Source organism: Micromonospora zhanjiangensis, from assembly GCF_042650605.1.
Taxonomy (GTDB): domain Bacteria; phylum Actinomycetota; class Actinomycetes; order Mycobacteriales; family Micromonosporaceae; genus Micromonospora_J; species Micromonospora_J zhanjiangensis.
Map to the genome: position 1 here is coordinate 20,420 of NZ_JBHSBN010000032.1, position 24,510 is coordinate 44,929.

Genomic DNA, 24,510 nt, shown 5'->3' on the forward strand with positions numbered 1-24,510 from the left:
CTACCCACGCTCCACAGGCGTTTTCCGTCTCCGCAAGCCCTGCGGCGACGTTTCGTACTTGGACCCCGGCTTGGTTATCACCCGGATCCGTTCCGACCGTACCACGGTCAACAGCACGCTCGGGCCTTCGCGGCCCTCCCAGCGCGGGCCTTCACCCCCGGCCTGAAGGCCGGAGCACTGGCCCGCATTCCGGTAGCCGCCCCTGGTGCGGACGGAACGTCGTCGCACCAGGGGCGGACCGCCGGTCAGGGACGGCGGGCGCGGGTCAGGGCCAGTCCGGCGATGACGGCGCCGATCAGTCCCAGGGCCACGGCCACGACGGCGCCGGCGAGGCCGTGGCCGGTGCCGAGTCCACCGGCGGCGTTGGCCGCGTGCAGGCCACCGGCGGCGGCGCTGACCAGTCCGGCCACGGCGGCCGCGGCGGTCCATCCGCGGCGGGTGGTGCGGCGGGTCAGGGCCAGGGCGCCGACGACGACGCTGAGCAGCCCCAGGACGGCGAAGACGCTGGGGACGAGTCGTCCGTGGCCGAGTTGGTAACCGCCGGCGGCGAGCAGGTGCGCGGCGCTCAGGTGCGGGACGGGCATCGGGTTTCCCTTCGGTCGGGGTCCGGGGTCGGACACCGACGATCGTCGCGTCTCGGCGGCGGGGGTGTCGTCGGCCGCCGGGCGGCGGCGGGTACGTCCGCGGGCGTAGTCGGGGGTGTGTCGGTCGCGCTGTTCGACGGAGGTGGTCGCGCCCGTGGTGGGAGTCGCGGGGCGGTCGGGCGGCCCTATGATCGCGCCATGGTGGACCGGTTGTCGGCGGTGCGGCTGCCGGCCTGGGCGTGGGATCTGCTGCTGGCGGTGTTCGTCACCGTGATGCAGGTCCAGGGCACGGTTTCCCGGGTCGCCGGGGAACCGGATGTGGTGCTGCGTCCGTTGGCGGATTTGGGGCACCTGGGGTACGTGCTGCTGGTGGTCGGTGGCGCGGTGGTGGTGGTGCGCCGTCGGTGGCCGGTCGCGGTGTTCGTGGTGAGCGGGTCGGCCAGTGCGCTGTACTACGCGTTCGATTTCCCGGACGGGCCCGGTTGGCTCGGTCTGTTCGTGGCGCTCTACACCCTGACGGCCCTGGGTGACGGCCGCCGTCGGTTGGTGGTGGCGGGTGCGGGGATCGCGGTTTTGGCGGTGTGCTGGCTGGTCGCCGGCGCCGACGTGCAGCCGCGGGCCGCGATCGGTTGGGTGTTCTTCCGGGTGGGCGCGTCGGTGATGAGCGCGGCGGTCGGTGAGAGTGTGCGGTCCAGGCGGGTGATCGCGGCGCAGGCGTTGGCGCGTGCGGAGGCGGCCGAGCGGGACCGGGAGCGGGAGGCGCGGGCCCGGGTGGACGCCGAGCGGTTGCGGATCGCGCGGGAGGTGCACGACACGGTGGCGCACGCGATCGCGATCATCAACGTGCAGTCGGGGGTGACCGCGCATGTGCTGGACCGGCGGCCGGAGCGGGCGCGGGAGGCGTTGCAGGTCATCGAGCGGACCAGTTCGCGGGCGTTGCGGGAGATGCGGGCGATTCTGGGGGTGCTGCGGGACGACGACGACGGTCCGGTGCCGTACCCGGGTCTGGGGCAGGTGGACGAGTTGGCGGCGAAGGCGCGGGCGGCGGGTCTGGAGGTGGACGTGTCGGTGACGTCGTCGCCGCCGTCGGTGCCGAGTGCGGTGGGGGGTGCGGTGTACCGGATCCTGCAGGAGTCGATTACGAACGTGATCCGTCATGTCGGGCCGACGCGGGTGACGGTGGCGGTGCGGTTCGGGGGTGACGCGGTGGCGGTGCGGGTGGCGGACGAGGGTGCCCGCACCGGTACGGGCGGTGCCGGCGCGGTGGTGGACGGGTTCGGTCCGGGTCGTGGGATCGTCGGGATGCGGGAGCGTTGTGCGCTGTTGGGTGGGCAGCTGGACGCGGGTCCGCTGCCCGGTGGGGGGTTCGCGGTGACGGCGCGGCTGCCGCTGGCCCCGACCGGGTCGGTGACCGGATGACCGTGGCCGCGGGCGGTGGGTCGCCGGTGCGGGTGCTGTTGGTCGACGACGAGCAGTTGGTGCGGTCGGGGTTCCGGCTGTTGCTGGACACCGAGGACGGCGTGGTGGTGGTGGGCGAGGCGACCACCGGGGTCGAGGCGGTGCGGCAGGTGCCCGTGGTGCGGCCGGACGTGGTGTTGATGGACATCCGGATGCCGGTGATGGACGGTATCGAGGCGACCCGGCGGATCGCTTCCCTGCCCGGGTGTGAGCGGGTGCGGGTGCTGATCCTGACCACGTACGACACCGACGCGTACGTGTTCGCGGGTCTGCGGGCCGGTGCCAGCGGGTTTCTGCTCAAGGACGCCGGTCCGGCGGAGTTGTTGCACGCGGTGCGGGTGGTGGCGGCCGGGGAGGCGTTGCTGGCGCCGCGGGTGACGCGTCGGCTCATCGGCCAGTTCACCGAGCGGCGGGTGGCGCAGGAGGACGCCGAGCAGCGGCTGGCGGGTCTGACGAAGCGGGAGCGGGAGGTGCTGACGTTGGTGGGTCGGGGGATGCGCAACGACGAGATCGGTGCGGCGTTGTTCCTCAGCCCGGCCACGGCCCGTACGCATGTCAGTCATGTGATGGCGAAGCTGGGCGCCCGGGACCGGGTGCAGCTGGTGGTCATCGCCTACCAGACGGGCCTGGTGGTTCCCTAGCCGGGCCCGCCGGCGGCGGTGGCGTTCTGCTGTCAGCAGTCACGTTCGTCGGTGGCGGCGCGTGCCGGGCAGGATCGTCGGCATGAAATTGCTGGTGCTGGGTGGGACGCAGTATGTGGGGCGGGCCGTGGTCGCCTCGGCGTTGGCGGTCGGGTGGCGGGTGACGGTGCTGCACCGGGGCCGGCACGCCGCGCCGCCCGGGGTGTCGGTGGTGTTCGGGGACCGCACCGTGGCGGACGGGCTGTCCGGGTTGGCCGGGGGCGACTGGGACGCGGTGGTGGACACCTGGTCCGGTGCGCCGGTGGTGGTGCGGGACGGGGCCCGGGCGTTGGCCGGCCGGTACGCGTACGTGTCGAGCCGGTCGGTGTACGCGTACCCGGCGGCGGTGGGGGCGGCGGAGGACGCGCCGGTGGTGGACGGTCGCGCCGACGACGGGCCGGTGGTGGACTATCCGCGGGCCAAGCGCGGTGGAGAGCTGGCGGTGCGGGAGGTGTTCGGGGACCGGGCGCTGCTGGTACGGGCGGGGTTGATCCTGGGGCCGTGGGAGAACGTGGGCCGGTTGCCGTGGTGGCTGACCCGGATCGCCCGGGGTGGTCGGGTGCTGGCGCCGGGGCCACCGGAGTCGGGGTTGCAGTACGTCGACGTGCGGGACCTGGCCGACTGGACGGTGGCGGCGGCGCGGGACGGGTTGTCCGGCCCGTACAACGTGGTGGGCCCGGCCGGGCACGCGACGATGCGGGAGCTGCTCGAGGCGTGCGCGCGGGTGACCGGGTCGGACGCGCGGCTGCGGTGGACGGACCCGGCGCGGATCCTCGCGGCCGGGGTCGAGCCGTGGACGCAGCTGCCGATCTGGCTGCCGCCGGGCGAGTTGTACGACTCGACGTACACCGCCGACGTGTCCCGGGCGGTGGCGGCGGGGCTGCGGTGCCGGCCGGTGGCGGAAACCGTTGCCGACACGTGGCGGTGGTTGCGCAGTCTGGGTGGGTCGGCGCCGCAGCGGCCGGACCGGCCGGCGGTGGGGTTGGCGCCCGAGGTGGAGCGGGCGCTGCTGGCGTCCTGAACGGGCGGCGCTAGCCGCGCCCGTCGGTTCGGGGCGGCCGCCGGGTGAGCCGGTTGGTGTGCTTGCGCACCGCGAACCGGTGGGCGTCGGCGAGTAGCCGGCGCACCGTCGCGTCGGTGCGCTCCCCCGGGTCGACGACGCACACCCAGTACTGGGCGGCGTAGACCGGGTGCGGCAGCAGGGTGTCCCGGGCCGTGTGGTCGTACCCGGTCAGCAGGGTCCCGTCGCCGTCGCGTTCGGTCGGTGGCGGGCCGAACACCGCCAGGTAGTCGGCCTTCGGCAGGCCGATGTTCACCCGGTAGCTGCCGGGGCTCGCGTCCAGCGCCGACACGGTGTCGTAGTGGTCGCCGGTGACGATCGTGGCGAACGGCAACCGCCGCTGCGGGGGCAGGTCCCGGTCCGGGTCGTAGCTGAAGAACAGGTCACCACCGCCGACGTCGGTGTGCACCCCGGGGAGGGTGTCCCGCACGTACCGGGTCAACTCGTCGATGTTCATGCCTTCAAGCGTGTCATTGAAGATGCTGTGGAGACTTTTGTCGGCGAACCCGGGGCTGTGGCGGGAAAACTCTCAACCGGGTGGTGCGGCGACGGCGTACCGCAGGTGGGCGAACTGGCCGACCTGCTCGGCGGAGGTCAACCGCAGCCGCGACGCCGGCAACCGGCGCGGCAGCAGCGGCGCGCCACCGCCCAGGGTCACCGGCGCCACCCCGAGGATGATCTCGTCCAGCAGCCCCTCGTCGGCGAACGCGCCGAACAGCCACACGTTGCGGCCGCCGGCGGCCGCCACCATCGCCTCGTGCACCGGCCGCACCGCACCCGACACGAACGTCAACCGGGCACCCGGGGTCGCCGGCAGGTCCCGGTGGGTGAACACCCAGGCCGGCCGGTCGCCGTACCAGCCGCGCCACTTGTCCGGCTCGTCGAGCAGCCGCTCGCGCGTCAACACCCACTCGTACGCACCGGTGAGGACCGACGTACACACGCGACCAACAAGAAAGTCGCGGTACGACGCGCTGTGGCCGCCCTTATGCCGTGGTGAGAGTACGGGCGGTCGCGGAGCGTGGCCAGACGCAGCAGACGAGGATCGCCAGGATCGGTACCACGGACAGGATGGCGAGCGGCTCGGCCCCGAAGAACACGAAGCCGCCCCAGTACACCGAGGGACCCGTGCCGTTGCGATGGGTGTTGGCCAGCCAGGAGCCGGTCGAGGTGGGGATGTTGCCCAGGCAGGCCGGGGCGAGCATCAGCAGCGTGGCCAGGCAGAGCCCCGAGTACGTCCGCTGCATGCCCGGGCCGTGGCGGCGCATCCGTCTCGAGGTGAACAGCCCGAACAGGGCACCGAGCAGGGCACCGGCGAGTCCGCCGAGGACGGTGTCGCGCAGGTGGCCGGGCGGCTCGGCCCACATCAGGTCGACACTCAGGACGGCGGGGTTGAGGCCGTCGCCCGGAACGACCTGCACCGCGGCGAGATACCCGGCACGGGTGCCGGTGACCTCGGCCTGTGCCTGAGGTGAGCTGTTCGGCCCGTACCGGTGGACCGTGGTGTGCACGTCGTGCCAGCCCTGTGCGCGCATCCGCTCCTGTACCGCGGCGGCGATCTGCTCGTAGCCGGCGCCCGGGGGTATGGTGCCGTCGACCGTGGCCCTGCCGGCCCGTAGGCCGGTGCCACCGCGCAGGCTGTTGTTGCTGTTCGGGTTCCAGAAGGTGTGCCGTCCGTAGTAGTCGACTTTGCCGTTGACGGGACCGGGCAGGACCGTGCGCGCGAGGCTGGCCGCTGTGGTCCTGTCGGGTGCCAGCGGGTCCACGTTCCGCCACGCCAGCCAGGAGCCGAGCGCGATGCCGCACAGCCCGCCGAGCACGGCGGCGAATGCGGCGACGACGAACGCCCGGCGCCCGAACTCGGCGACGCGTCGGCCGAGGCCGTGCCGCAGCAGCAGGGCGACCTCGCGGGCGGCCGGCCGCGAGCGGTCGGGACCGGTGGTGTCGAGCAGCGTCGCGAGGATCTCCGGGCCGCGTTCGCGGCGGTACGTCCGCGGGTAGGCCAACAGCCACCGACGGTACCTGCGGGCCAGGAGTTCGGTGCGGATGCCGTCGGGCATGTGGGGTCCCTTCGGTGGTCTGGATCGGCCGAGGCGATACCCCGGTACGGTCAGGCAGGACTGGGGGCGGCGGCGGGTCCGGAACCGCGCAGCCGCTGGGTGGCCGTCAACGCGTCGCGGTGCATCTGCTCGGCCTCGACGGCCAGCGCGGAGGCGCCCGGACCGGTGAGTCGGTAGTACCGGCGGAGCCTGCCGTCGACGGTTTCCTCACGGTCGACCTCAACGAGACCCTCGCCGACGAGTCGGTCGAGCGCCGCGTACAGGGTGCCGGCGGCGAGGTGCACGGTGTCGGCAGACAACCGCGCCACCTCCTTGATCACCGCGTACCCGTGCAGCGGGCCCGCGGCGAGCGCCGAGAGGATCAGAAAACTCGGTCGCCGCATGCTCGCCATGCCGACCAATATACAGTTGATCGTACTATAGGCAAGCGAGTTGCGTTCGAGCGCACTGCAAGCCGTACGGTCGAACCGGACACCCGACGAACCCGGCCGCCCGCCACCCGCGCGGGCGGCACCGCAGGAGGAACCGATGACCCGACGCATTCCCACCCGCCAACTGTGGACCGACGGACCCGTCGTCGGCGCGATCGGGCTCGGCTGCATGGGCATGACCTGGGCCTACAGCGACGACACCGACGCGGAACACCCCGACCGGGTGATCGGCCGCGCCCTCGACCTCGGCGTCACCTTCCTCGACACCGCCGACATGTACGGCCCCCACACCAACGAGGAAGTCGTCGGCAAGGCCATCGCCGGACGCCGCGACGAGGTACTGCTCGCCACCAAGGGCGGCAACGTCGTCACGGGCGTTGCCGGCGACACCAGCCGCCCGGTCGTGCAGAACGGCCGACCCGAACACCTGCGCCAGGCCATCGACGCGTCGCTGCGCCGCCTCGGCGTCGACCACGTCGACCTGTACTACCTACACCGGCCCGACCCGGACGTACCCGTCGAGGACAGCATCGGCGCCATGGCCGACATGGTCACCGCCGGCAAGACGCGCGCCATCGGCGTCTCCGAATTCAGTCTCGACCAACTCGACCGGGCCCAGGCCGTCCACCCGATCAAGGCCGTGCAGTCCGAACTGTCCCTGTGGACCCGCGACCACCTGACCACCAGCCTCGCCTGGTGCGCCCGCAACGACGCCGCGTTCGTGCCGTTCTCCCCGCTCGGCCGCGGCTTCCTCACCGGCCGCTACCGGGACACCACCTTCACCGCTGGCGACTTCCGCGGCCGGCTACCCCGCTTCCAGGCCGCCAACCGGGCCGCCAACCTGGCCATCGTCGACGCCGTCGAGACCGTCGCCGCCCGGCACGGCGCCACCGCCGGACAGGTCGCGCTCGCCTGGACCCTCGCCCAGGGCGACCACGTCGTACCCATCCCCGGCACCCGGCGGCGGACCCGGCTCGAGGAGAACGCCGCCGCGGCCGAACTCCACCTCACCCCCGAGGACCTGGCCGACCTGGACGCCCTGCCCGCGGCCGCCGGCACCCGCTACTGACCCCGGCCACACCGCCGGACGGCCGCACACCCACCCGCGCCGCCCGGCGGTCATCCCTGCTCCTGGCCGTGGCCACCGGCAGGCCGTGACCCTTCCGAAACCCGGCGGCACGAACGTGGGCAGGTCCGCCGGACCTGCCCACGTTCTCAGCCGAGATGACGCTCGGCGTACACCCGCATCGCGTCCCGGACGAACCGCGCCGTACCGGCACCGTGCCGGTCGTAGTTCGCCGTGAACCGCTCGTCCGCCACGTACATCTCCCCCAGCCCGATGAAATACTCCCGGCCCGGGTTCGGCGTCGTGATCGACAACCAGTCGTGGTGCCGCTGGGTGATCGCCTGCGCCACCGCGCCGTCCGCCGGCTCACCCGCCGCGAGGGCGGCACCGTAGTCCGCCGCGATGTCCAGCTGCCGCTGCTGGAACTCCCGCTTCTGCTCGTCGCTGAGTGACCGCCACCACCGGTCACCCCGCTCGTACGCCTCCCGACCCCACCGCTCGGTCACCTCCTGCTCGTACCGGGTGTGGTCGAACCCCCCGAATACCTCTTCCGCTGTCAACCGTTCACCGTCCTCCGTCTTGCGCAACGTGGTCCGGACCGACTCGATCTGCCGGCCCAGGCGCTGCTGCTCCTGCTCCAACCAGCGCAGATGGGCCCGCAACGCGGCACCGGTGTCCCGCTGCCCCGCCAGCACCTGCCCGATCGCCGGCAACCCCAGCCCCAACTCGCGCAACAGCAGGATCCGCTGCAACCGGACCAGGCACTCCTCGTCGTAGTACCGGTAGCCGTTACGGCCCGTGCGGCTCGGCGCCAGCAGACCCACCGCCGCGTAGTGGCGCAGGGTACGGCTGGTCGTCCCGGCCACCCGGGCCAACTGCTGAATCGACCACTCCACCCCGACGCTCCCCGCGGTCACCTCCACCTGCGGAAACCACGGTAGAAGTTGACGTAACGTCAAGGTCAAGCCGTCAGCCGAGTTCCACCACCAGCGGACGGTGATCCGAGATCGACGACACCGGCGTCCGCACCGCCGTCACCGGCGGCAACGACCGCCCGCCCCGCGGATCGACCAGCACGTGATCCAACTGCACCCGCGGCGCGCCCGCCGGATACGTCGGCTGCCGGCCCAGCGGCTGCCACCGCGACACCAGCCGCGCCACCCCGGCGGGCAGGTTCAGGTCCCCCAACAGGATCCGCGGCGCCGGCAGCCCCCGCAACGCCCGCACCACCTGCCGCAACTGCCGCGCGTTCCACCCCGGCACGAACGACAGGTGCGTCGCCGCCGCCGTCACCGGCCCGTACGGCGTGTCCAGCACCGCCGCCAGCACCACCCGCGGCTCGTCCCGCAGCAGGATCAACCCGCCACCCGGTCCCGGCACGTACACCGGCGACCGCACCGGCGCGGCCGGCAACCGGGTCACCCGCCACGACAACGCCGGGTAACGGCTCACCAGACCCACCCCGTAGCAGGGTTCGCCGTGCCCGTCGTCGTCGTGCGTCAACGGCCGGAACCGCTCGCCGGGCGTACCGACCACGGCGGCGGCGAACTGGTGCGCCGGGGCACCCAACGCCCGGGCGGCGATCGCCGTCAGGTCCAAATGCCCGCTGCGCGACTGGTCCCGGTCGACCTCCTGCAACGCCAACACGTCGGCGTCCAGGGCGGCCACCGCCTCGGCCAACCGGCCACCGTCGACCAGACCGTCGGCCGGTGAGCGGCCGTGCAGGAGGTTGAACGTCACCAGGCGCACGACTGACACCCTACGGCCGATGTGACACAGTGACCCGGTGATCTTCAAGGCGTTCTGCTGCTCCGTCCTGCTGTTCGTCGCCGTCGGCGCGGCCGGCATGTGGCTGCGCCGCGCGCGCCGGCGCTGACCGGGGACTCCCGTCAGGTGGTGACGGCGGCCGCCCGCGAACGGTCGGCGGCGATCCGCACCGCCAACCCCGCCAGCACGCTGCCCATCACGTACCGCTGCACCCGTAACCAGACCGGACGGCGGGCCAGGAACGCGGTGATCGCGCCGGCGCTCAGCACGATCAGCGCGTTCACCGTCAACGCGATGACGATCTGCGTGCCGCCCAGCAGCAGGCTCTGGGTGGCCAGGTGGCCGCGCGTCGGGTCGACGAACTGCGGCAGCAGCGACACGTACAACACGGCGATCTTGGGATTGAGCAGGTTCGTCACCAGGCCCATGGTGAACAACCGGCGGGGCCGGTCCGCCGGCAGCGGTCCCGGCGCGAACACCGACCCGCCGCCGGGACGGACCGCCTGCCAGGCCAGCCACAGCAGGTATCCGGCGCCGGCCAGCTTGATCACCGTGTAGGCGGCGGGGACGAGGGCGAAGACGGTGCTGATGCCGGCGACCGCGGCGACCAGGTAGCAGAGGAACCCGACCGCCACCCCGGCCAGCGAGACCAGACCGGCCCGCCGGCCCTGGGTCACCGACCGGGACACCAGATAGACCATGTTCGGCCCCGGCGTGAGGACCAGGCCGAGGGCCACCAGCGCGATCCCCAGTACGGCACTGACGCTGACCATGTGCCACTCCCCCGTCGTCGGCGGCCGTACCCGGGTGGGGCCGTCGTCGTGAATCTAGGCCGGCGGGTCGGGTGGTGTCGGTGGCCGGTTTCGCGGTCGTGGCTGTGGTGGTGGGCACATCGCGTAGAACGTCCTAGGACGTTAGTGGTGGGGGTCGCGCGCCGGACGGGTCGGTCGTCGCCGCCGACCCGGGTCGCCGGCGACGACCGGGGTGGTGTGGTCAGTCACCGCCCTCGCCGGTGGCTCAGCCGGCGGGTGACGGGCCGCGGCCGGGGGCGGCGAACCGACCGGCGCGGATCTCCCGCAGCGCCTGCCGGCGCGCGTCGCCGCGCAGCGTGTCGACGTACAGCCGGCCGTCGAGGTGGTCGGTCTCGTGCTGCAGGGCGCGGGCCAGGAACCCGCTGCCGGTGACGGTCAGCGGTTCGCCGTGCTGGTCGACGCCGCGGGCGGTGGCGTGCCGGGCCCGGGGCGTCGGGAAGTACAGCCCGGGGATGGACAGGCAGCCCTCGTCGTCAATCTCGGTCTGCTCGGACAGCTCCAGCACCGGGTTGACCAGGTGACCCCGGTGCCCGTCGGCGTCGTAGACGAACACCCGGGCACCCACGCCGATCTGCGGGGCGGCGACACCGGCCCGGCCCGGGGCGCCGAGCAGGGTGTCCATCAGATCCGCCACCAGCCGCCGCAGCTCGGCGTCGAAACTGGTGACGGGTTCGGCGGGGGTGCGCAGGACCGGGTCGCCGATCACCCGGATGGGCCGCATCGTCATGGCTGAAAGGCTATCCGTTCGTTACCGGACGAGGCGGCCGGGACACCGGCGAGGGCCCGCCGCAACGGTGCCGCCTTGGCGGCCGCCTCGTCCACCTCCGCGTCCGGTTCGCTGCCCCAGGTGATCCCGCCGCCGGCCCACAGGTGCATCCGGTCGGTGTCGGCCACCGCGGTACGGATGGTCAGCCCCAGGTCGACGCGGTCCGGGCCGACCCAGCCCAGCGCGCCCATGCTGATCCCCCGGCCGACCGGTTCCAGGGCGGCGATCCGGGCCACCGCGGCGAGCTTGGGTGCCCCGGTGACCGAGCCGCCGGGGCAGACCGCGCGCAGCAGGTCGGCCAGCCCGGTTCCGTCGGCCAGGACGGCGGAGACCGTCGACTCCGCCTGCCACAGGTCGCACCAGCGGCGCACCGCGTACAGCTCGTCCACCCGGACCGAGCCGGTACGGGCGATCCGGGCCAGGTCGTTGCGTTCCAGGTCGACGATCATGATGTGTTCGGCGCGCTCCTTGGCCGAGGCCAGCAGGTCGCGGCGGCCCGCCGCGGTGGCCGGTCGGGTTCCCTTGATCGGTCGGGTCAGCGCCCGACCGCCGACGACCTCGACCAGGGTCTCCGGCGAGGCGCAGCCGATCGCCCAGCCGTCGCCGGTCAGCAGGCCGCCGTAGCGGGCTCCCGGCAGGCCGGCCAACCGGGCCAGGGCCGGGCGGGGATCGCCGGCGTACGGGGCGCTGGCGTGCCCCACGACGTTGACCTGGTAGACGTCGCCCCGGCCGATGGCCGCCCGGGCCGAGCGCACCGCGGCGGCGTGCCCGGCCGGGGTCCAACTGGGCCGCCACGGGCCGAGCCACCAGCGCGCCGGGGCGTCGGGCGCCGGCCACCAGCCCGCACCGGCCGGCGTGGGAGGCGACGGCGCGGCCGGGGCGTGCGCGTAGACGACCGCCACCAGGTCCGGCACCCCCACCGTGGGCGACGGGGGCCCGGCCCCGGCGCCGGCGAGCAGGTTGCCGGCCGCGGCCGAGACGAACAGCGCCGCCCCGCAGACCCCGCCGTCGGTGTCGTGGTGCTCGGCGTCGGCCGGTCGGGTCAGGTCGGCCACCGGCAGTCCGTGCCCGGCGAGGAACTCCTCGATCAGGCCGGCCGGATCCCCGCCGTCGGATATCCGCCATTCGAGCCGGTCCCGCTCGGTCCGTCCCCGACGACAACGGAGAGTAGTCGCCGGCGGGGCGTCAGCCACCCTTGGGAGCGTTTCCATAACTGTTTGTCGATCTCGCCTCAACCGAACGGCCGATTCTGCAGGAGTGAGTCGGGTAGGTGCTCGATGGAGTTCAGTTTCGCTTGGTACTGTGCGTCACTGGTCATGTGAACCATGACACAGCGCCCCCACAGTCCGGAGAGCCCCGATGTGTCAGCACCAACCCACCTGTCCCTCCGCCGAGGCGACCGACCGGGAAGCCGCCCGGGTCATCGCCTGCTTCCGTGAGCAGGGATGGAGCCTGCTCTGCAATGGTGTCATCGTTTTCGAGGACACCGGTGAACTGCTTCCCGACGGCACCACGGTAGCGCCGCACCGCGGCCCGGCCCGACACGCCCTGGTCGCGTAGGACCGAAACGCTCAGTAACCGAACCGGTGACGGACCGGGCTCCCGGCGAGTCCGACCCGTCCCGTTCCGTCCCGTCCCGCCGCGGCGGCGCCCGGTCAGCCCTCGAACGCCTCCGGCGGCGGACACGCGCAGACCAGGTTGCGGTCACCGTACGCACCGTCGACCCGCCGTACCGGGGGCCAGTACTTCGCCATTCGGTCGACCCGTCCCGGGTAGGCCGCGACCGACCGCGGATAGGGCCGGTCCCACTCGTCGGCGGACACCATCGCCGCGGTGTGCGGGGCGTTGCGCAGCGGACTGTCCGCCGCCGACCACCGGCCCGCGCCGACCTGCTCGATCTCCTCCCGGATGGCGATCATCGCGTCGCAGAACCGGTCCAGTTCCGCCAGGTCCTCGCTCTCGGTCGGTTCGACCATCAGGGTGCCGGCCACCGGGAACGACATGGTGGGCGCGTGGAACCCGTAGTCGATCAAACGCTTCGCCACGTCGTCGACGCTGACGCCGGTCGTTCTGGTCAACGGGCGCAGGTCGAGGATGCACTCGTGCGCGACCAGGCCCTTGTTCCCGGCGTACAGGACCGGGTAGTGCTCGCGCAGCCGCGCCGCGACGTAGTTGGCGGCCAGCACCGCGACACCGGTGGCCCGGGTCAGCCCGGCCGGGCCCATCATCCTCAGGTAGGCCCACGGGATCGGCAGGATGCCGGCCGAGCCGTGCCGGGCCGCCGAGATGGCCGGCCGACCGGTCGTGGCGGCCCCGTCCGCCGCCGGCAGCGGATCGGCCGGCAGGAACGGGGCCAGGTGCGCCCGGACCGCCACCGGGCCGACGCCCGGACCGCCACCGCCGTGCGGGATGCAGAAGGTCTTGTGCAGGTTCAGGTGCGACACGTCGGCGCCGAACATGCCCGGCTTGGCGAACCCGAGCAGCGCGTTGAGGTTGGCCCCGTCGACGTAGACCTGCCCGCCGGCCTCGTGCACCTTGGCGCACAGCGACGCGATCCCGGTCTCGTAGACGCCGTGGGTGGACGGGTAGGTCACCATGATCGCGGCGAGGTCGTCCCGGTGCTTGTCGATTCTGCGGTCCAGGTCGACCAGGTCGACGTTGCCGTCCGGGTCGCACCCGACCACCACCACCCGCATCCCGGCCATCACGGCACTGGCCGCGTTGGTGCCGTGCGCCGAGGACGGGATCAGGCACACGTCCCGGTGCGCCTCGCCCCGGTCCCGGTGGTAGGCGCGGATCGCCAGCAGCCCGGCCAGTTCGCCCTGCGAGCCGGCGTTGGGCTGCACGCTGACCGCGTCGTAGCCGGTCACCTCGGCCAGCCATCCCTCCAGCGAGGCGATCAGGTCCCGGTAACCGGTGGTCTGGTCGGCCGGCGCGAACGGGTGGATGTCGGCGAACTCCGGCCAGCTCACCGGTTCCATCTCGGTGGTGGCGTTGAGCTTCATCGTGCACGACCCCAGCGGGATCATGCCCCGGTCCAGGGCGTAGTCCTGGTCGGCCAGCCGGCGCAGGTAGCGCAGCATCGCCGTCTCGGAGTGGTGGGTCCGGAACACCGGATGGGTCAGGTAGTCGCCGTCGCGGCGCAGCGCCGCCGGCAGACCGGAGCCGGCGGCCTCCTCGACGGCCGGCCAGCGCGGGGCGGTGGCGGCGGCCGCGCCCAGCACGCCCGCGAACGCCTCCCGCACCGTCCACAGGTGCTCCCGGGTGGTGGTCTCGTCGCAGGCGAGGCCGACCCGGTCGGCGTCGACCAGCCGCAGGTTGATCCCCCGGTCGGCGGCGGCGGCCACCACCTCGGCGGCGCGGCCCGGCAGCCGCACCAGCAGGGTGTCGAAGAACTCCCCGTGCACCACCTCGACATCCAGCTCGCGCAGCAGGTGGGCCAGGGTGGCGGCCCGGGTGGCCACCCGTTCGGCGATGGCCCGCAACCCCGCCGGGCCGTGGTAGACGGCGTACATGCCGGCCATCACGGCGAGCAGCACCTGCGCGGTGCAGATGTTGCTGGTCGCCTTCTCCCGACGGATGTGCTGCTCGCGGGTCTGCAGGGCCAGCCGGTAGGCGGGATTGCCGTCGGCGTCCCGGGACACCCCGACCAGCCGGCCGGGCAGCATCCGCTCCAGGCCGTCGCGGACCGCCAGGTAACCGGCGTGTGGACCGCCGAACCCCATCGGTACGCCGAAGCGCTGGGTGGTGCCGACGGCGATGTCGGCGCCGACCTGACCCGGCGGCCGCAGCAGGGTCAACGCGAGCAGGTCCGCGGCGACGGTGACCAGGGCACCGGCGGCGTGCGCGGCCTCGATCAGCGCGCCCTGGTCACGGACCGCCCCGCTCGCGCCCGGGTACTGCAGATGCAGCCCGAAGAACTCCCCCGGCAACGGCTCGACGGTCAAATCCAGGACCCGCACCTCGATGCCGAGCGGCTCGGCGCGGGTGGCGATGACCGAGACGGTCTGCGGCAGGGTGTCGGCGTCCACCACGTACACCGGGCTCGTGACCTTGCTGGCGCGGCGGGCGAGGGTCATCGCCTCGGCTGCGGCGGTCCCCTCGTCCAGCATCGAGGCGTTGGCGGTGGCCAGCCCGGTCAGGTCGGTGACCATGGTCTGGAAGTTCAGCAACGCCTCCAGCCGGCCCTGGCTGATCTCCGGCTGGTACGGGGTGTAGGCGGTGTACCAGGCCGGGTTCTCCAGTACGTTGCGGCGGATCACGGCCGGCGTGTGGGTGCCGTGGTAGCCCAGGCCGATCATCGACACGGCGACCCGGTTGCGGCCGGCGAAGCCGCGCAGCTCGGCGATCGCCTGTTCCTCGGTGGCGGCCGGCGGCAGGTCGAGCGTGCCGTGCCAGCGGATCACCTCGGGGATCGCGGCGTCCATCAGCTCGTCGACCGAGCCGTAGCCGACGGTCTCCAGCATCCGCCGTTCGTCGTCCGGGCCCGGACCGATGTGACGGTCGGTGAACTGGTCTGTGGTCATCGGGTGCTCCCCGGGGCGAGGTCGACGGATCGGCCTCCCCCTCTGTCACGCCCCCGACGGCGGCGGATGTTCCAGAGTGCCTGCCCACGCGGTCCTTTTGCCTGAGAGGTTCCGGGGAGGAGTTGCCCCTTCGGCGCCGCCCGGACCGCAGTCCGGGTTGATCTCTCCCGCGTGGGTGGTACCGGCACGGCCAACGCTACCAGGATCATCCCGGGCCGGGTCACGGCCCGGGCCGTCCGGAGGGGTCAGCGCAGGTCGGACTCGTCGTCGGCGACCGGACCGCCGAGGTCACCGGTGCCGTACCGGTCGAGCACGGCGGTCACCCGCCGACCCCAGCGCTCGTGCGCGGCCTGCCGGCTGACGCCGGCCGCCTTGGCGATCACCTCCCAGGTCACCCCCCATCGGCGCAGGCCAACCAGGCTGCCGATCGGGTCCAGGCCGGCGGCCAGTTCGATGCGCAGCCGGACGACCTGGGCGGCCACCTCCCGGTCGGCGGCGGTCGGGGTGCCGTCCTCGGCGGTCCACCGCGCGGAACCCGGGACCGGACGGCCACCGAGCAACCGGTCGGCCTGCTGACTGGCCTCGTCGACGGCGGCCGCCACGGCGGCGGCGGTCGCGGCCGCGACGTCGACGGTCAGGGCGTGGGTCAACAGCTCACTCATGCCCGTCAAGGTAACCCTGACATCTCGTCATGTCAAGGTGAGCTTGACACGGCGGGCTCGCGGGAGATCCGACGGACCAGTTCCGGCAGCGCCACCCCCAACGGCGCGTCGACCGTGTGGGTCGCGTAGTCGTCGCCCCGGGTCGGTCCCTGATTGATGATCGCCACCGGGATGTCGAGCTTCGCCGCCCGCAGCACGAACCGACGGCCGGACATCACCGTCAACGACGAGCCGAGAACGAGCAGCAGCCGCGCCGCCTCGACCACGGCGAAGCACTGCCGGACCCGGTCCGGCGGCACGCTCTCGCCGAAGAACACCACGTCCGGCTTGAGCGTCCCATCATCGCAGGCAGCGCAGTCGACGGTGCGGAACGCGTCGATCCGCTCGTCGGCCAGGTCGACGTCACCGTCCGGGTTCACCGCGGTGACCTGCGCCTCGAACCACGGATTGCGCTCCCGCAGCCGGCGGTCCAACTCCGCACGAGGGCTGCGAAAGCCGCAGTCCAGGCAGATCACCCGGTCCAGACTGCCGTGCAACTCGATCACGGACCGGGCACCGGCCGCCTGGTGCAGGCCGTCCACGTTCTGCGTGACCACGCCGGTCAGCAGGCCCTCGGCCGCCAGGTCGGCGACCGCCCGGTGGCCGGCGTTCGGCACGGCCCGGGCGATCGTCCGCCATCCCAGGTGGCTGCGCGCCCAGTAGCGACGCCGGGCGACCGGATCACCGGTGAAGGTCTGGTACGTCATCGGGGTGTGCCGGCGGGCCACCCCGCTCGGCCCGCGGTAGTCCGGAATGCCCGACTCGGTGGACAACCCGGCGCCGCTGAGGACCGCGACCCCGCCACCGGCCACCAGGTCCGCCAGCCCGTCGAACCGCTCCCCCACCCGATCGATCACCCGTCCATGCTGCCTCAGCACCGACCCGAGCGACCAGTGCCGGGTCCGCCCGCCGGCGGCGCGGCGGGCGGCAGCGGGGCGGCGCGTCTCAGCGGTTCTCGTGCCGTGGCAGGGCGGCCCGGCCGGTCGACGGTCCGACGGCCGGCTTCTCGCCCCGGCTCATCTTCTCCATCGTCCGGGTCAGGTGCTCGCTGCCGTCGTGCAGGTGCTTCGCCGCCGCCTCCATGTGCGAGATCATCATCTCGCCGTAGATACGCAGCGCCTCCTGCACGGCCGCGCCGTCGGTGAAGTCCGGACCCGAACTGCTCCGGTAGTCGTTCACCGCGCGTTCCGCCTCGGCCCGGGCGTCCTCCGCCGCGGCCTTGACGTACGCCTCGTACTGCACCCGGGCGTAGTCGGCGACCCGGCGGGCGTAGTCGTGCGCCTGGGCGATGATCTGCTCCGCCTCCCGCTGCGCGGACGAGAGCAGATTGACCTCCTTCGCCGCCGGCGCCGGGCTCTTCTGCGCACTCGGGATCACACCGTGCCGGTACAGCTCGACCTGGTCGTTGATCCGCTCGTTCTCGGCCCGCAGGTTGGCGATCTGCGCGCCGAGGATGTCCAGCTCGTCGGCGACCTGGATGCGGAAGGCGTCCACCTCCCGCTGGTCGTACCCGCGTCGGGTCAACGACGCCGCGTCGAACTTCCACCGGCGCACCCGGTCCGGTGTCATCCGCACCTGCGGGGCGCTGGCCCGGGACACTTCGGTGCCGTCGTACCTGCTGATCGGCGCGGCCGTCACTGGGCTCCTCCGAACGAATCGAAACTCTGCGGTGCGTCCCCGAACGTACGCCAGCCCGGGCCGTACCAGTGGTCGCCGAGCCCTTCGTGGTGCACCTGACCCGGTTGGTAGCCGGCGCGGCCCAGGGCGGTGACCGAGCTGGCCACCATGGAGTCGGAGCCGCAGACGTAGACGTGTCCGCCCCGCCAGTCGCCCTCGGCCAGGGCCTGCTCGGCGATCTGGCCCGGCTCGAACGGATCCAGCGGGCTCGTGCCGGACACGTACCGGACCGTCAGCCAGGGGAACGACGAGGTGAGCTTGTCGATCGCCTCGTTGTCGTAGAACTCCAGCCGGGACCGGGCACCCACGTACAGGCTCACCCGGCGGCGTCCGTTCTCCGTCGCGACCTGTTCCACCAGGGACTTCAACGGCGCCCAACCGGTGCCGCTGGCCAACAGCAGCAGGTCGGACCCGCCGGAGCGGCTCAACGCCAACTGGTCACCCACCGGCGAGGCCAGGTGGACCTGGTCGCCGATGTTGACGCCGTAGACCAACCGGGAACTGACCGCACCACCCGGCGCGGCCCGGACGTGGAACTCCAGGGTGCCGTCGGCGCGTGGCGCGTTCGCCGGCGAGTAGTACCGCCAGGCCCGGGTCGACGGGTGGGAGACACCCAGCGACTGGCCGGGGACGAACGGCAGCAGGTACGACGGGCGCAACGTCAGCACGGCGATGTCGAAGCTGCGCCGCTCGTGGCCGACGATCTCACCGACCCACCACGGCGGGCTGGTGTTCTCGGCCTCCTTGGCCGCGTCGGTCATCACCTGGGCGATCAAGCCGTACGCCGCCGTCCAGTCGGCGGCCAGCTCGTCGCTCCACCGGTCACCGAGGAAGTGCCGCAGCGTGGCGACCAACGCCTCACCGACGGCCGGATAGTGCTCGGCGCGCACCGCGAACTTGCGGTGGTCCGCGCCGAGGTGCTGCAGGAACCCGACGAGCTGGTCGACCTGGTCCACATTGGAGACGATGTGCCCCAACGCGGTCACCAGTCGATCACGCTGCCCGGCCATGTTGGTCGGGAACATCTGCCGGGTTTCCGGATGGGTGAGGAACAGGGTCGAGTAGAAGTAGAAGGGCACCTCGTCGCCGTAGGCGGCGACGAGAGCCCAGCTCTGCTTCAGACGTGCGGTGTCCACGCTCAGACGCCGACGCGGTTTCCGTCGGACACCACCTGGTCCCGCACCTGGGCGAGGATGTCCTGGACGGCACCCAGGATGTCCGCCGGCACGCCGAGCTCGGTGAGCGTGCCGACCAGGTGCGCACCCACCTTGTCGTAGTGCTCGTCCGGGATGTGCAACGGCTTGTGCGCCTCCGGCAGGCTACGACCGGCGTAGTTGTTCGGCCCGCCGAGCACGGTGGTCAGCATCAGCACCATGTGCCGGCGCTGCTGTTCCATGTCGGTGTCCCCGAAGTACGGCGCGAGGTCCGGGTCTGCGAGAACACGCTTGTAGAACAGCTCGACGGCGGCCTTGACCGAGGCCGCTCCACCGATGCGCTCGTAGTGCGACGCGGCCGGCACTGCGCCGGTGGTGCTCGTTTCCGTGTCCGTCACGGGTCTTCCTTCCGGGGCTCCTACGGGCGCGGCGGCGCGAGAGAACGCCACCGGTACGCCGGCGCCGTGGGTTGGCGCCTGTCGGACCATAGCCGTTGCTCCGGCTCGTGTCATTCCCGCCCCTTCCGGCTTAAGCCAACATTTACTTCCATCCGGAACAGTCGGCCGGCCATCGACGCCCGATGTGGTTGTCGACCGACAGTCGCTCGGCAGCGGCGCGAAGCAGGTCACGGGCGGGTCCACCGGGCCACCGCCGGAAACCGGACCGGACCCGCCGTCAGTGACGCAACGCATCGTCAACACCCAGCTCGTGCGGCCCGAGGAACACCGGATCCCGGCCGCTGAGCACGTCGCCCGCCGCCTTCACGGCGGCGAACGGCTCCCGGACGCTCCCCCTGCGCCACGCCGAGCGGAAACGGCTGACCGAGTCGTCGCCCACGCCCGTCGCGTCCACCCCCACCGACCGGCAGAGGGTCACCGCCCGGTCCACATGGAAGGACTGGGTCACCACGATCGCCCGGTCCACCCCGAACACCCGCCGGGCCCGCTGACACGAGTCGTAGGTGTCGAACCCGGCGTGGTCCTCGACCACCCGGCCGGCCGGCACACCGTGACCGACCAACCAGGACCGCATCGTGCCCGGCTCGTCGTACGCCCACCGGCCGTGGTCACCGGAGACCAGCACCGCCCGGACCTTGCCCGCCACGTACAACTGACGGGCAAGGTCGAGCCGGGCCTCAACGAACGGCGACGGCGTGCCGTCCAGGTAGACCTGCGCACCGAGCACCAGGGCCACCGGCGCCACCGGCACGTCCGCGACGGTGAAGACGTGACCCCGCGCCTGCAGGTGGATCCAGGTCACACAGGCGGACACCACGACCAGCGACGGAGTCAGCACCGCCAACGCCAGCACCAGCAACCGGCGCGGCCAGCGGCGGACACGAACCCGTGCGCCCGCTCCGGCATCCGCCGCGGAACAGGCAACCGGATCCGGACCGGAGACCGGCGGTGGGACCGTCATCACGGGCGCCGGTCCGGCGGGGTGGTCAACCGGCCCGGCGCCGGGCCCGCCGCGCCGCCAACTCGTCACCCACCGCCTCCGGCACCACCGCGGCCGGCCGACCGACCGGCACACCGGTCGACGCCGACTCGGCCGGCAGATGCGACAACGAACCCTGGATCTCCTTGAACGCGCCGCCGATCGCGATGCCGAACACACCCTGGCCGCCCTGCAACAGGTCGACGACCTCCTCCGGGGAACGGCACTCGTAGACCGTCGTGCCGTCCGAGATCAGCGTGATGCCGGCCAGGTCGGCGGCGCCGCGCGAACGCAGCGCCTCGATCGCCTTGCGGATGTTCTGCAACGAGACCCCGGCATCGAGCAGCCGCTTGACGACCTTGAGGACCACCAGGTCCCGGAACGAGTACAACCGTTGGGTGCCCGAGCCCGAGGCGTCCCGGATGCTCGGCACGACCAGCGCGGTACGGGCCCAGTAGTCCAGCTGGCGATAGCTGATGCCGACCGCGGAACACGCCGTCACACCGCGGTAACCGACCGACCCGTCGTCGTCTCCCGGACCGGGAACATCCTCGCCCGGACCGGCAACACCGGTGGACGGCTCGTTCTCGGCCCGGCGGCGTTCTGACGTACCGGAATCATGCGGCTCGTGCATCCGGACAACCTCCCCGCCAGTGCGGTGACCCGTCGTTACCGGTACGTGTCACCCATCGACCAGGCAACCCTATAGCGCTCCCCAAGGGTTACCCCCGGGTTACCGTCACGACACGCCGGGCGGGACACCCGCCGGACACGCCGGACGGCGGTCCCCGCGGGCGGGAGGTGGATCAACCGGCGAAGTCCTCCGGACTGACCTGGTCCAGGAACTCGCGGAACTTCTCGACCTCGTCCTCCTGCTCGTCCGGAATGACGATGCCGGCCTCGGTCAGCACCTCCTCGGCGCACCGGATCGGCGCACCGACCCGCAACGCCAGCGCGATCGAGTCACTCGGCCGGGCCGACACCCGCAGACCGTCACCGATCAGCAGATCGGCGTAGAAGACGTTCTCCTTCAGCTCGGTGATCTCCACCGCCCGCAACGGAGCCTGCAACGCCGACAGGATGTCCCGGAGCAGATCGTGGGTCAGCGGCCGAGCCGGTTTCACACCCTGCTGCTCGTAGGCGATCGCGGTGGCCTCCACCGCACCGATCCAGATCGGCAGGTAGCGGTCTCCCTCGACCTCCCTGAGCAACACGATCGGCTGGTTGCTGGGCAGTTCCACCCGAACCCCGACCACGCTCAGCTCGCGCACCGCCGCCTCCGTGTCGTTGTGTCCCTCTGCCAGCACCGCGCCCCTTCCCTGCACGGTACACGGGCGGCGAGACGGTCGTCCCACGCGCGCCGCCCGGATCTTCCACACCGGGAGGGGTTACCCCGGGAAGCCTACGGCACGCCCGACGCCGAAGATCTTTGCCGCCGACCGTGGCAATGATCACCGTCCGAGCACGTCCCGCAACCCCACCCGCACCAGCGCCGCGTGCAACTGCTGCGACAGCGCCACCAGTTCCCGTGCCGTCTCGGCCGCCCGGGCCCGCGCCGCCGGATCGTTCTGCCGCGCCAACGGCGCGATCAGCTGAGCGAACAACCCCACCTCGCGATCCGCCGCGGTGCGGTAACCACGCAGGTGCCGCGGCTCCAAGCCGTACCGGGCGAGCCCGGCCACCGCCTGCGCGATCGCCAACGCGTCCGCGTCGTACCAGCCGGGCGGACTCGACACCACGATGCCCAACCGCTCCAACTCGGCAAGCGTCGCCTCGTCGATCCCGCTACGGCCGACCAGGTCCGCCCGCGACAACCGGGTCTCGGCCTCCACGACCGGCTCGGCGTCGGACCGGCCCGACACCTCGCCCGACGGCCCGACGGCCACCAGGGCCGGTCGCTGCCGGCCCGGTTCCGCCCGCCCCTCGGCGAGATCGGCCAACTGCTCGCGGATCACCCGCAGGGGGAGGTACTGGTCACGCTGGGCGGTCAACACGAACCGCAACCGCGCCACGTCGTCCCAGCTGTACTTCCGGTAGCCGGACGGCGTGCGCTGCGGCTCGACCAACCCCTCGGCCTCGAGGAACCGCAATTTGGAGATCGTCGTGTCGGGAAACTCCACCCGCAGATGAGCCAGCACCTCACCGATGCTCATCAGCGGGTGGGTCCCGGCGGCCGGTACGGACGCCGCCGCCGCGCGTTCACTCACCCCCGGCCGGCCTCTTCCTCCGGCCGCGGCCCGGCGATGAAGACCAGTCGGAACTTCCCGATCTGCACCTCGTCACCATTGCTCAGGGTGGCGGCCTCGACCCGTTCCCGGTTGACGTACGTGCCGTTCAGGCTGCCCACATCGCGGACGGTGAAGGTGCCGCCGTCGCGGTGGAACTCGGCGTGCCGACGTGACACGGTCACGTCGTCGAGGAAGATGTCACTGTCGGGATGCCGGCCGCTGGTGGTCACGTCATGATCCAGCAGGAAGCGCGCGCCGGCGTTGGGGCCACGGCGGACCACCAACAGCGCCATGCCCGGCGGCAGGGAGCCCGACATGCGGCTCGGCACCACATCGGCGTCCGGCCCCTCGAGCACTTCGTCAAGTGAACCGAGATTGAGCGTCGACGTGACGTCGAGTGGGGGGAACTCGTCGTCTGGGCGCGTCATTGGACCACCTCACGGATCTGTTTCGGTCGGCGTCAGGGTAATGGCGGGTCTGGCCGCCGGGCGGTTGATGGCCCGGCGGCTGGCTCCCCCGTGCCCGGGAAGGCTATTCCGCAACGCGCAACTATTGGGTCTTCGGTCGACTGGGCGAGCCTAGCCAGCGCCGAAATGCAGGGCAACCGGACGCGCGGACACAACCGCCGTCAGGGTCGTACCGCTCAGCTCTCCGTCAGTTCCCGGTACGCCGCCGCGCTGAGCAACCCGTCGACCGCGGCCGGGTCGCTCGGCTCGATCTCGACCAGCCAACCGGCGCCGTACGGATCCGTGTTGATCGTCTCCGGGGCGTCACCGAGCTGGTCGTTACGGCGCACCACGCGCCCGGCCAACGGGGCGTAGATCTCCGACACGCTCTTGGTCGACTCCACCTCACCGAAGGACTCGCCGGCCTCGACGACCGTACCCTCCTCCGGAAGCTGGACGTAGACGATGTCACCCAACGCGTCCTGCGCGAAATGGGTGACGCCCACCCGCAGCGGTCCGCCCACCTCACCCGACACCCACTCGTGTTCGGCGGTGTATCGCAGGTCCTCAGGAATCACCAGACGCGTCCTTCGTCGTCGCACTGATCGGCACCCGGACCGCCGAGACGGTCCGGAGCGCGCCGGTCAGGAGACCGGACGCGCGTGTTTCAGACTGACCGGGGCACTCTTGGCCGTCACGTCGACCGTGTCGTGCTCCTGGATCATCACCGTACCGCCGTCGCCACGGACGGACGCGACCACCCCGCCAGCAATGTTCAACGCCGTCTGCATCGTCTGCGGATCGCCGATGACCTGGATCGTGTACGGACCGACCAGCCGGCTCCCGCCGACGTTGACCCCACCGTCGGCCTCGACGAACCAGGTCGAGGCGACCACCCGGACCGGAGCGCCCGACGCGCCCGAGATCTGCATCGCCTCGGCCCCGGCGCCGCGCAGCTCCTGCACCGCGTCCAGCAGGGTGGCCGCCCGGATCGGCTTGCCCCCCGCCATGAACACCACCGACAGACCCGGACCACGGGCCGGCAGCGAGCCCGCCAGGATGCCGAGCTCGTCACCCCGGCGGGTGGCCTCGTCCAAGGCCGCCTGCCGCCGCTGGGCCCCGGAGGTGAACTGACGCTGGCTGTCCTCCAGGCCGGTGATCTCCTGCCGCAGCCGCTGCTCCTGGGACTCCAGGTCGGACAGGATGCGGACCAGGTCCTCCTGCCGGGTGGCGCCCAGCGTCGGATCGGTAGAGCTGGTCTTGAGCTGCACCACCAGGGTGAACCCGAGCAGCGCGAGCAGGACCGCGATCATCACCCCGGCGGCGCTGGGCCGGCGCGGTGACCTGGCCGCCACGGCACCGGCCGGGTCGCCGGCCGCCGGATCGTCCGGGACGCCGTCACCGTGGCCGTCGGCCGGTGTGGCCGGTCCCGGACCGCCGCTGTCGCGGTCGTCGTCGAGATCCCGGTCGTCGTCGAGATCGCGGTCACGACCGCCGTCGCCGTCCGGTACCCGGATCCGCGGGCCAACCCCGTCGGCGGGCGGCGCGTCCGGGCGCGGATCGGGCTCGGCGGCCGGACCGGACGGCACCGGTGGCCCGGGCCGCGCCGGCCAACCGGTGCCGGTCTCCTGCTGTTCCTCGCTCATCGCGTCGAACC

28 protein-coding genes and 1 riboswitch are annotated in these 24,510 nt (G+C 72.4%); of the genes, 5 read left to right on the top strand and 23 right to left on the bottom strand.

What is annotated here, in order from left to right; translation table 11 throughout:
* Positions 1-245 precede the first annotated feature (245 nt).
* Positions 246-584 carry a DUF6223 family protein gene (locus ACFOX0_RS29325; RefSeq protein ID WP_377552126.1) on the bottom strand — a complete coding sequence of 113 codons (339 nt, stop codon included), beginning with the start codon at positions 582-584 and terminating at the stop codon, positions 246-248.
* Positions 585-782: 198 nt separating this feature from the next.
* Here ACFOX0_RS29325 and ACFOX0_RS29330 point away from each other — a divergent pair, with 198 nt between their 5' ends.
* The 3 genes from ACFOX0_RS29330 to ACFOX0_RS29340 all read left to right on the top strand — a co-directional run bounded on the left by ACFOX0_RS29330 (position 783) and on the right by ACFOX0_RS29340 (position 3,743).
* Positions 783-2,003 (top strand): sensor histidine kinase, encoded by a 1,221-nt coding sequence (locus tag ACFOX0_RS29330; RefSeq protein WP_377552128.1) that lies wholly within the window; start codon positions 783-785, stop codon positions 2,001-2,003.
* A complete protein-coding gene (locus tag ACFOX0_RS29335; RefSeq protein WP_377552130.1) occupies positions 2,000-2,683 on the top strand; it encodes a response regulator transcription factor in 684 nt (227 codons plus the stop codon). The genes ACFOX0_RS29330 and ACFOX0_RS29335 overlap by 4 nt, the downstream gene beginning before the upstream one ends.
* A gap of 82 nt (positions 2,684-2,765) precedes the next feature.
* On the top strand, positions 2,766-3,743 hold the full coding sequence (locus tag ACFOX0_RS29340; RefSeq protein WP_377552132.1) for an NAD-dependent epimerase/dehydratase family protein: 978 nt from the start codon (positions 2,766-2,768) through the stop codon (positions 3,741-3,743).
* Positions 3,744-3,753: 10 nt separating this feature from the next.
* On the opposite strand, the gene ACFOX0_RS29345 is transcribed toward ACFOX0_RS29340, so the two are convergent.
* The 4 genes from ACFOX0_RS29345 to ACFOX0_RS29360 form a co-directional block, all read right to left on the bottom strand.
* Positions 3,754-4,239, bottom strand: a complete 486-nt coding sequence (locus ACFOX0_RS29345; protein WP_377552134.1) for a DUF6194 family protein — start codon at positions 4,237-4,239, stop codon at positions 3,754-3,756.
* 72 nt (positions 4,240-4,311) lie between these two features.
* Positions 4,312-4,725 (bottom strand): dihydrofolate reductase family protein, encoded by a 414-nt coding sequence (locus tag ACFOX0_RS29350; protein ID WP_377552136.1) that lies wholly within the window; start codon positions 4,723-4,725, stop codon positions 4,312-4,314.
* A 43-nt stretch (positions 4,726-4,768) separates the two neighbouring features.
* Complete coding sequence (locus ACFOX0_RS29355) at positions 4,769-5,842, bottom strand: hypothetical protein (RefSeq protein ID WP_377552138.1); 1,074 nt, start codon at positions 5,840-5,842, stop codon at positions 4,769-4,771.
* A gap of 50 nt (positions 5,843-5,892) precedes the next feature.
* Positions 5,893-6,234: a PadR family transcriptional regulator gene (locus tag ACFOX0_RS29360; RefSeq protein ID WP_377552139.1), complete on the bottom strand. Its 342-nt coding sequence runs from the start codon at positions 6,232-6,234 to the stop codon at positions 5,893-5,895.
* A gap of 136 nt (positions 6,235-6,370) precedes the next feature.
* On the opposite strand from ACFOX0_RS29360, the gene ACFOX0_RS29365 reads away from it, so the two are divergent.
* On the top strand, positions 6,371-7,342 hold the full coding sequence (locus ACFOX0_RS29365) for an aldo/keto reductase (RefSeq protein ID WP_377552141.1): 972 nt from the start codon (positions 6,371-6,373) through the stop codon (positions 7,340-7,342).
* A gap of 146 nt (positions 7,343-7,488) precedes the next feature.
* Here the strand turns inward: ACFOX0_RS29365 and ACFOX0_RS29370 are convergent, their stop codons facing one another.
* From ACFOX0_RS29370 to ACFOX0_RS29390, 5 genes are all read right to left on the bottom strand, one after another.
* On the bottom strand, positions 7,489-8,235 hold the full coding sequence (locus ACFOX0_RS29370) for a MerR family transcriptional regulator (RefSeq protein ID WP_377552143.1): 747 nt from the start codon (positions 8,233-8,235) through the stop codon (positions 7,489-7,491).
* Between the two features lie 73 nt (positions 8,236-8,308).
* Entirely contained in the window at positions 8,309-9,088 is a 780-nt protein-coding gene (locus ACFOX0_RS29375) for an endonuclease/exonuclease/phosphatase family protein (RefSeq protein ID WP_377552144.1), read from the bottom strand.
* Positions 9,089-9,228: 140 nt separating this feature from the next.
* Complete coding sequence (locus ACFOX0_RS29380) at positions 9,229-9,879, bottom strand: LysE family translocator (RefSeq protein ID WP_377552146.1); 651 nt, start codon at positions 9,877-9,879, stop codon at positions 9,229-9,231.
* Between the two features lie 244 nt (positions 9,880-10,123).
* The gene (gene def / locus ACFOX0_RS29385; RefSeq protein WP_377552148.1) at positions 10,124-10,645 is read right to left on the bottom strand and encodes a peptide deformylase; all 522 of its coding nucleotides are present in this window, start codon (positions 10,643-10,645) and stop codon (positions 10,124-10,126) included.
* Positions 10,642-11,895: a chorismate-binding protein gene (locus ACFOX0_RS29390; protein WP_377552149.1), complete on the bottom strand. Its 1,254-nt coding sequence runs from the start codon at positions 11,893-11,895 to the stop codon at positions 10,642-10,644. The genes def and ACFOX0_RS29390 overlap by 4 nt, the downstream gene beginning before the upstream one ends.
* Before the next feature lie 148 nt (positions 11,896-12,043).
* Here ACFOX0_RS29390 and ACFOX0_RS29395 point away from each other — a divergent pair, with 148 nt between their 5' ends.
* Positions 12,044-12,244: a DUF5999 family protein gene (locus tag ACFOX0_RS29395; RefSeq protein WP_377552150.1), complete on the top strand. Its 201-nt coding sequence runs from the start codon at positions 12,044-12,046 to the stop codon at positions 12,242-12,244.
* A 95-nt stretch (positions 12,245-12,339) separates the two neighbouring features.
* Here ACFOX0_RS29395 and gcvP read toward each other — a convergent pair whose 3' ends face one another.
* The 13 genes from gcvP to ACFOX0_RS29460 all read right to left on the bottom strand — a co-directional run bounded on the left by gcvP (position 12,340) and on the right by ACFOX0_RS29460 (position 24,499).
* Positions 12,340-15,210: an aminomethyl-transferring glycine dehydrogenase gene (gcvP, locus tag ACFOX0_RS29400; protein WP_377552151.1), complete on the bottom strand. Its 2,871-nt coding sequence runs from the start codon at positions 15,208-15,210 to the stop codon at positions 12,340-12,342.
* Between the two features lie 79 nt (positions 15,211-15,289).
* Positions 15,290-15,390: riboswitch (glycine riboswitch) on the bottom strand.
* Positions 15,391-15,455: 65 nt separating this feature from the next.
* Positions 15,456-15,872, bottom strand: coding sequence for a hypothetical protein (locus ACFOX0_RS29405; RefSeq protein ID WP_377552152.1), 417 nt, complete (start codon positions 15,870-15,872; stop codon positions 15,456-15,458).
* Between the two features lie 32 nt (positions 15,873-15,904).
* Positions 15,905-16,765, bottom strand: a complete 861-nt coding sequence (locus tag ACFOX0_RS29410; protein ID WP_377552190.1) for an NAD-dependent protein deacetylase — start codon at positions 16,763-16,765, stop codon at positions 15,905-15,907.
* 91 nt (positions 16,766-16,856) lie between these two features.
* Complete coding sequence (locus ACFOX0_RS29415; protein ID WP_377552154.1) at positions 16,857-17,549, bottom strand: DivIVA domain-containing protein; 693 nt, start codon at positions 17,547-17,549, stop codon at positions 16,857-16,859.
* The gene (locus ACFOX0_RS29420; protein ID WP_377552155.1) at positions 17,546-18,724 is read right to left on the bottom strand and encodes a globin domain-containing protein; all 1,179 of its coding nucleotides are present in this window, start codon (positions 18,722-18,724) and stop codon (positions 17,546-17,548) included. The genes ACFOX0_RS29415 and ACFOX0_RS29420 overlap by 4 nt, the downstream gene beginning before the upstream one ends.
* A gap of 2 nt (positions 18,725-18,726) precedes the next feature.
* Positions 18,727-19,140: a group I truncated hemoglobin gene (locus tag ACFOX0_RS29425; protein ID WP_377552157.1), complete on the bottom strand. Its 414-nt coding sequence runs from the start codon at positions 19,138-19,140 to the stop codon at positions 18,727-18,729.
* Positions 19,141-19,417: 277 nt separating this feature from the next.
* The gene (locus ACFOX0_RS29430; RefSeq protein ID WP_377552158.1) at positions 19,418-20,053 is read right to left on the bottom strand and encodes a SanA/YdcF family protein; all 636 of its coding nucleotides are present in this window, start codon (positions 20,051-20,053) and stop codon (positions 19,418-19,420) included.
* A gap of 133 nt (positions 20,054-20,186) precedes the next feature.
* Complete coding sequence (locus tag ACFOX0_RS29435) at positions 20,187-20,813, bottom strand: MerR family transcriptional regulator (RefSeq protein ID WP_377552160.1); 627 nt, start codon at positions 20,811-20,813, stop codon at positions 20,187-20,189.
* Positions 20,814-20,985: 172 nt separating this feature from the next.
* Positions 20,986-21,450: a bifunctional nuclease family protein gene (locus ACFOX0_RS29440; protein ID WP_377552191.1), complete on the bottom strand. Its 465-nt coding sequence runs from the start codon at positions 21,448-21,450 to the stop codon at positions 20,986-20,988.
* 180 nt (positions 21,451-21,630) lie between these two features.
* The gene (ftsR, locus tag ACFOX0_RS29445) at positions 21,631-22,332 is read right to left on the bottom strand and encodes a transcriptional regulator FtsR (protein WP_377552192.1); all 702 of its coding nucleotides are present in this window, start codon (positions 22,330-22,332) and stop codon (positions 21,631-21,633) included.
* A gap of 50 nt (positions 22,333-22,382) precedes the next feature.
* Complete coding sequence (gene odhI / locus ACFOX0_RS29450; protein ID WP_363854664.1) at positions 22,383-22,835, bottom strand: oxoglutarate dehydrogenase inhibitor Odhl; 453 nt, start codon at positions 22,833-22,835, stop codon at positions 22,383-22,385.
* A 215-nt stretch (positions 22,836-23,050) separates the two neighbouring features.
* Positions 23,051-23,431: a glycine cleavage system protein GcvH gene (gene gcvH / locus ACFOX0_RS29455; RefSeq protein ID WP_377552161.1), complete on the bottom strand. Its 381-nt coding sequence runs from the start codon at positions 23,429-23,431 to the stop codon at positions 23,051-23,053.
* A gap of 66 nt (positions 23,432-23,497) precedes the next feature.
* The gene (locus ACFOX0_RS29460; protein WP_377552163.1) at positions 23,498-24,499 is read right to left on the bottom strand and encodes a DUF881 domain-containing protein; all 1,002 of its coding nucleotides are present in this window, start codon (positions 24,497-24,499) and stop codon (positions 23,498-23,500) included.
* Positions 24,500-24,510: the final 11 nt, after the last annotated feature.

Bases quoted from the DNA above. Each gene is read 5' to 3' on its own strand.
- ACFOX0_RS29325 (WP_377552126.1), bottom strand. From the start codon at position 584: ATGCCCGTCCCGCACCTGAGCGCCGCGCACCTGCTCGCCGCCGGCGGT.
- ACFOX0_RS29330 (WP_377552128.1), top strand. From the start codon at position 783: ATGGTGGACCGGTTGTCGGCGGTGCGGCTGCCGGCCTGGGCGTGGGAT.
- ACFOX0_RS29335 (WP_377552130.1), top strand. From the start codon at position 2,000: ATGACCGTGGCCGCGGGCGGTGGGTCGCCGGTGCGGGTGCTGTTGGTC.
- ACFOX0_RS29340 (WP_377552132.1), top strand. From the start codon at position 2,766: ATGAAATTGCTGGTGCTGGGTGGGACGCAGTATGTGGGGCGGGCCGTG.
- ACFOX0_RS29345 (WP_377552134.1), bottom strand. From the start codon at position 4,239: ATGAACATCGACGAGTTGACCCGGTACGTGCGGGACACCCTCCCCGGG.
- ACFOX0_RS29355 (WP_377552138.1), bottom strand. From the start codon at position 5,842: ATGCCCGACGGCATCCGCACCGAACTCCTGGCCCGCAGGTACCGTCGG.
- ACFOX0_RS29360 (WP_377552139.1), bottom strand. From the start codon at position 6,234: ATGGCGAGCATGCGGCGACCGAGTTTTCTGATCCTCTCGGCGCTCGCC.
- ACFOX0_RS29365 (WP_377552141.1), top strand. From the start codon at position 6,371: ATGACCCGACGCATTCCCACCCGCCAACTGTGGACCGACGGACCCGTC.
- ACFOX0_RS29380 (WP_377552146.1), bottom strand. From the start codon at position 9,879: ATGGTCAGCGTCAGTGCCGTACTGGGGATCGCGCTGGTGGCCCTCGGC.
- def (WP_377552148.1), bottom strand. From the start codon at position 10,645: ATGACGATGCGGCCCATCCGGGTGATCGGCGACCCGGTCCTGCGCACC.
- ACFOX0_RS29390 (WP_377552149.1), bottom strand. From the start codon at position 11,895: ATGGAAACGCTCCCAAGGGTGGCTGACGCCCCGCCGGCGACTACTCTC.
- ACFOX0_RS29395 (WP_377552150.1), top strand. From the start codon at position 12,044: ATGTGTCAGCACCAACCCACCTGTCCCTCCGCCGAGGCGACCGACCGG.
- gcvP (WP_377552151.1), bottom strand. From the start codon at position 15,210: ATGACCACAGACCAGTTCACCGACCGTCACATCGGTCCGGGCCCGGAC.
- ACFOX0_RS29405 (WP_377552152.1), bottom strand. From the start codon at position 15,872: ATGAGTGAGCTGTTGACCCACGCCCTGACCGTCGACGTCGCGGCCGCG.
- ACFOX0_RS29435 (WP_377552160.1), bottom strand. From the start codon at position 20,813: ATGCACGAGCCGCATGATTCCGGTACGTCAGAACGCCGCCGGGCCGAG.
- ftsR (WP_377552192.1), bottom strand. From the start codon at position 22,332: ATGAGCATCGGTGAGGTGCTGGCTCATCTGCGGGTGGAGTTTCCCGAC.
- odhI (WP_363854664.1), bottom strand. From the start codon at position 22,835: ATGACGCGCCCAGACGACGAGTTCCCCCCACTCGACGTCACGTCGACG.
- ACFOX0_RS29460 (WP_377552163.1), bottom strand. From the start codon at position 24,499: ATGAGCGAGGAACAGCAGGAGACCGGCACCGGTTGGCCGGCGCGGCCC.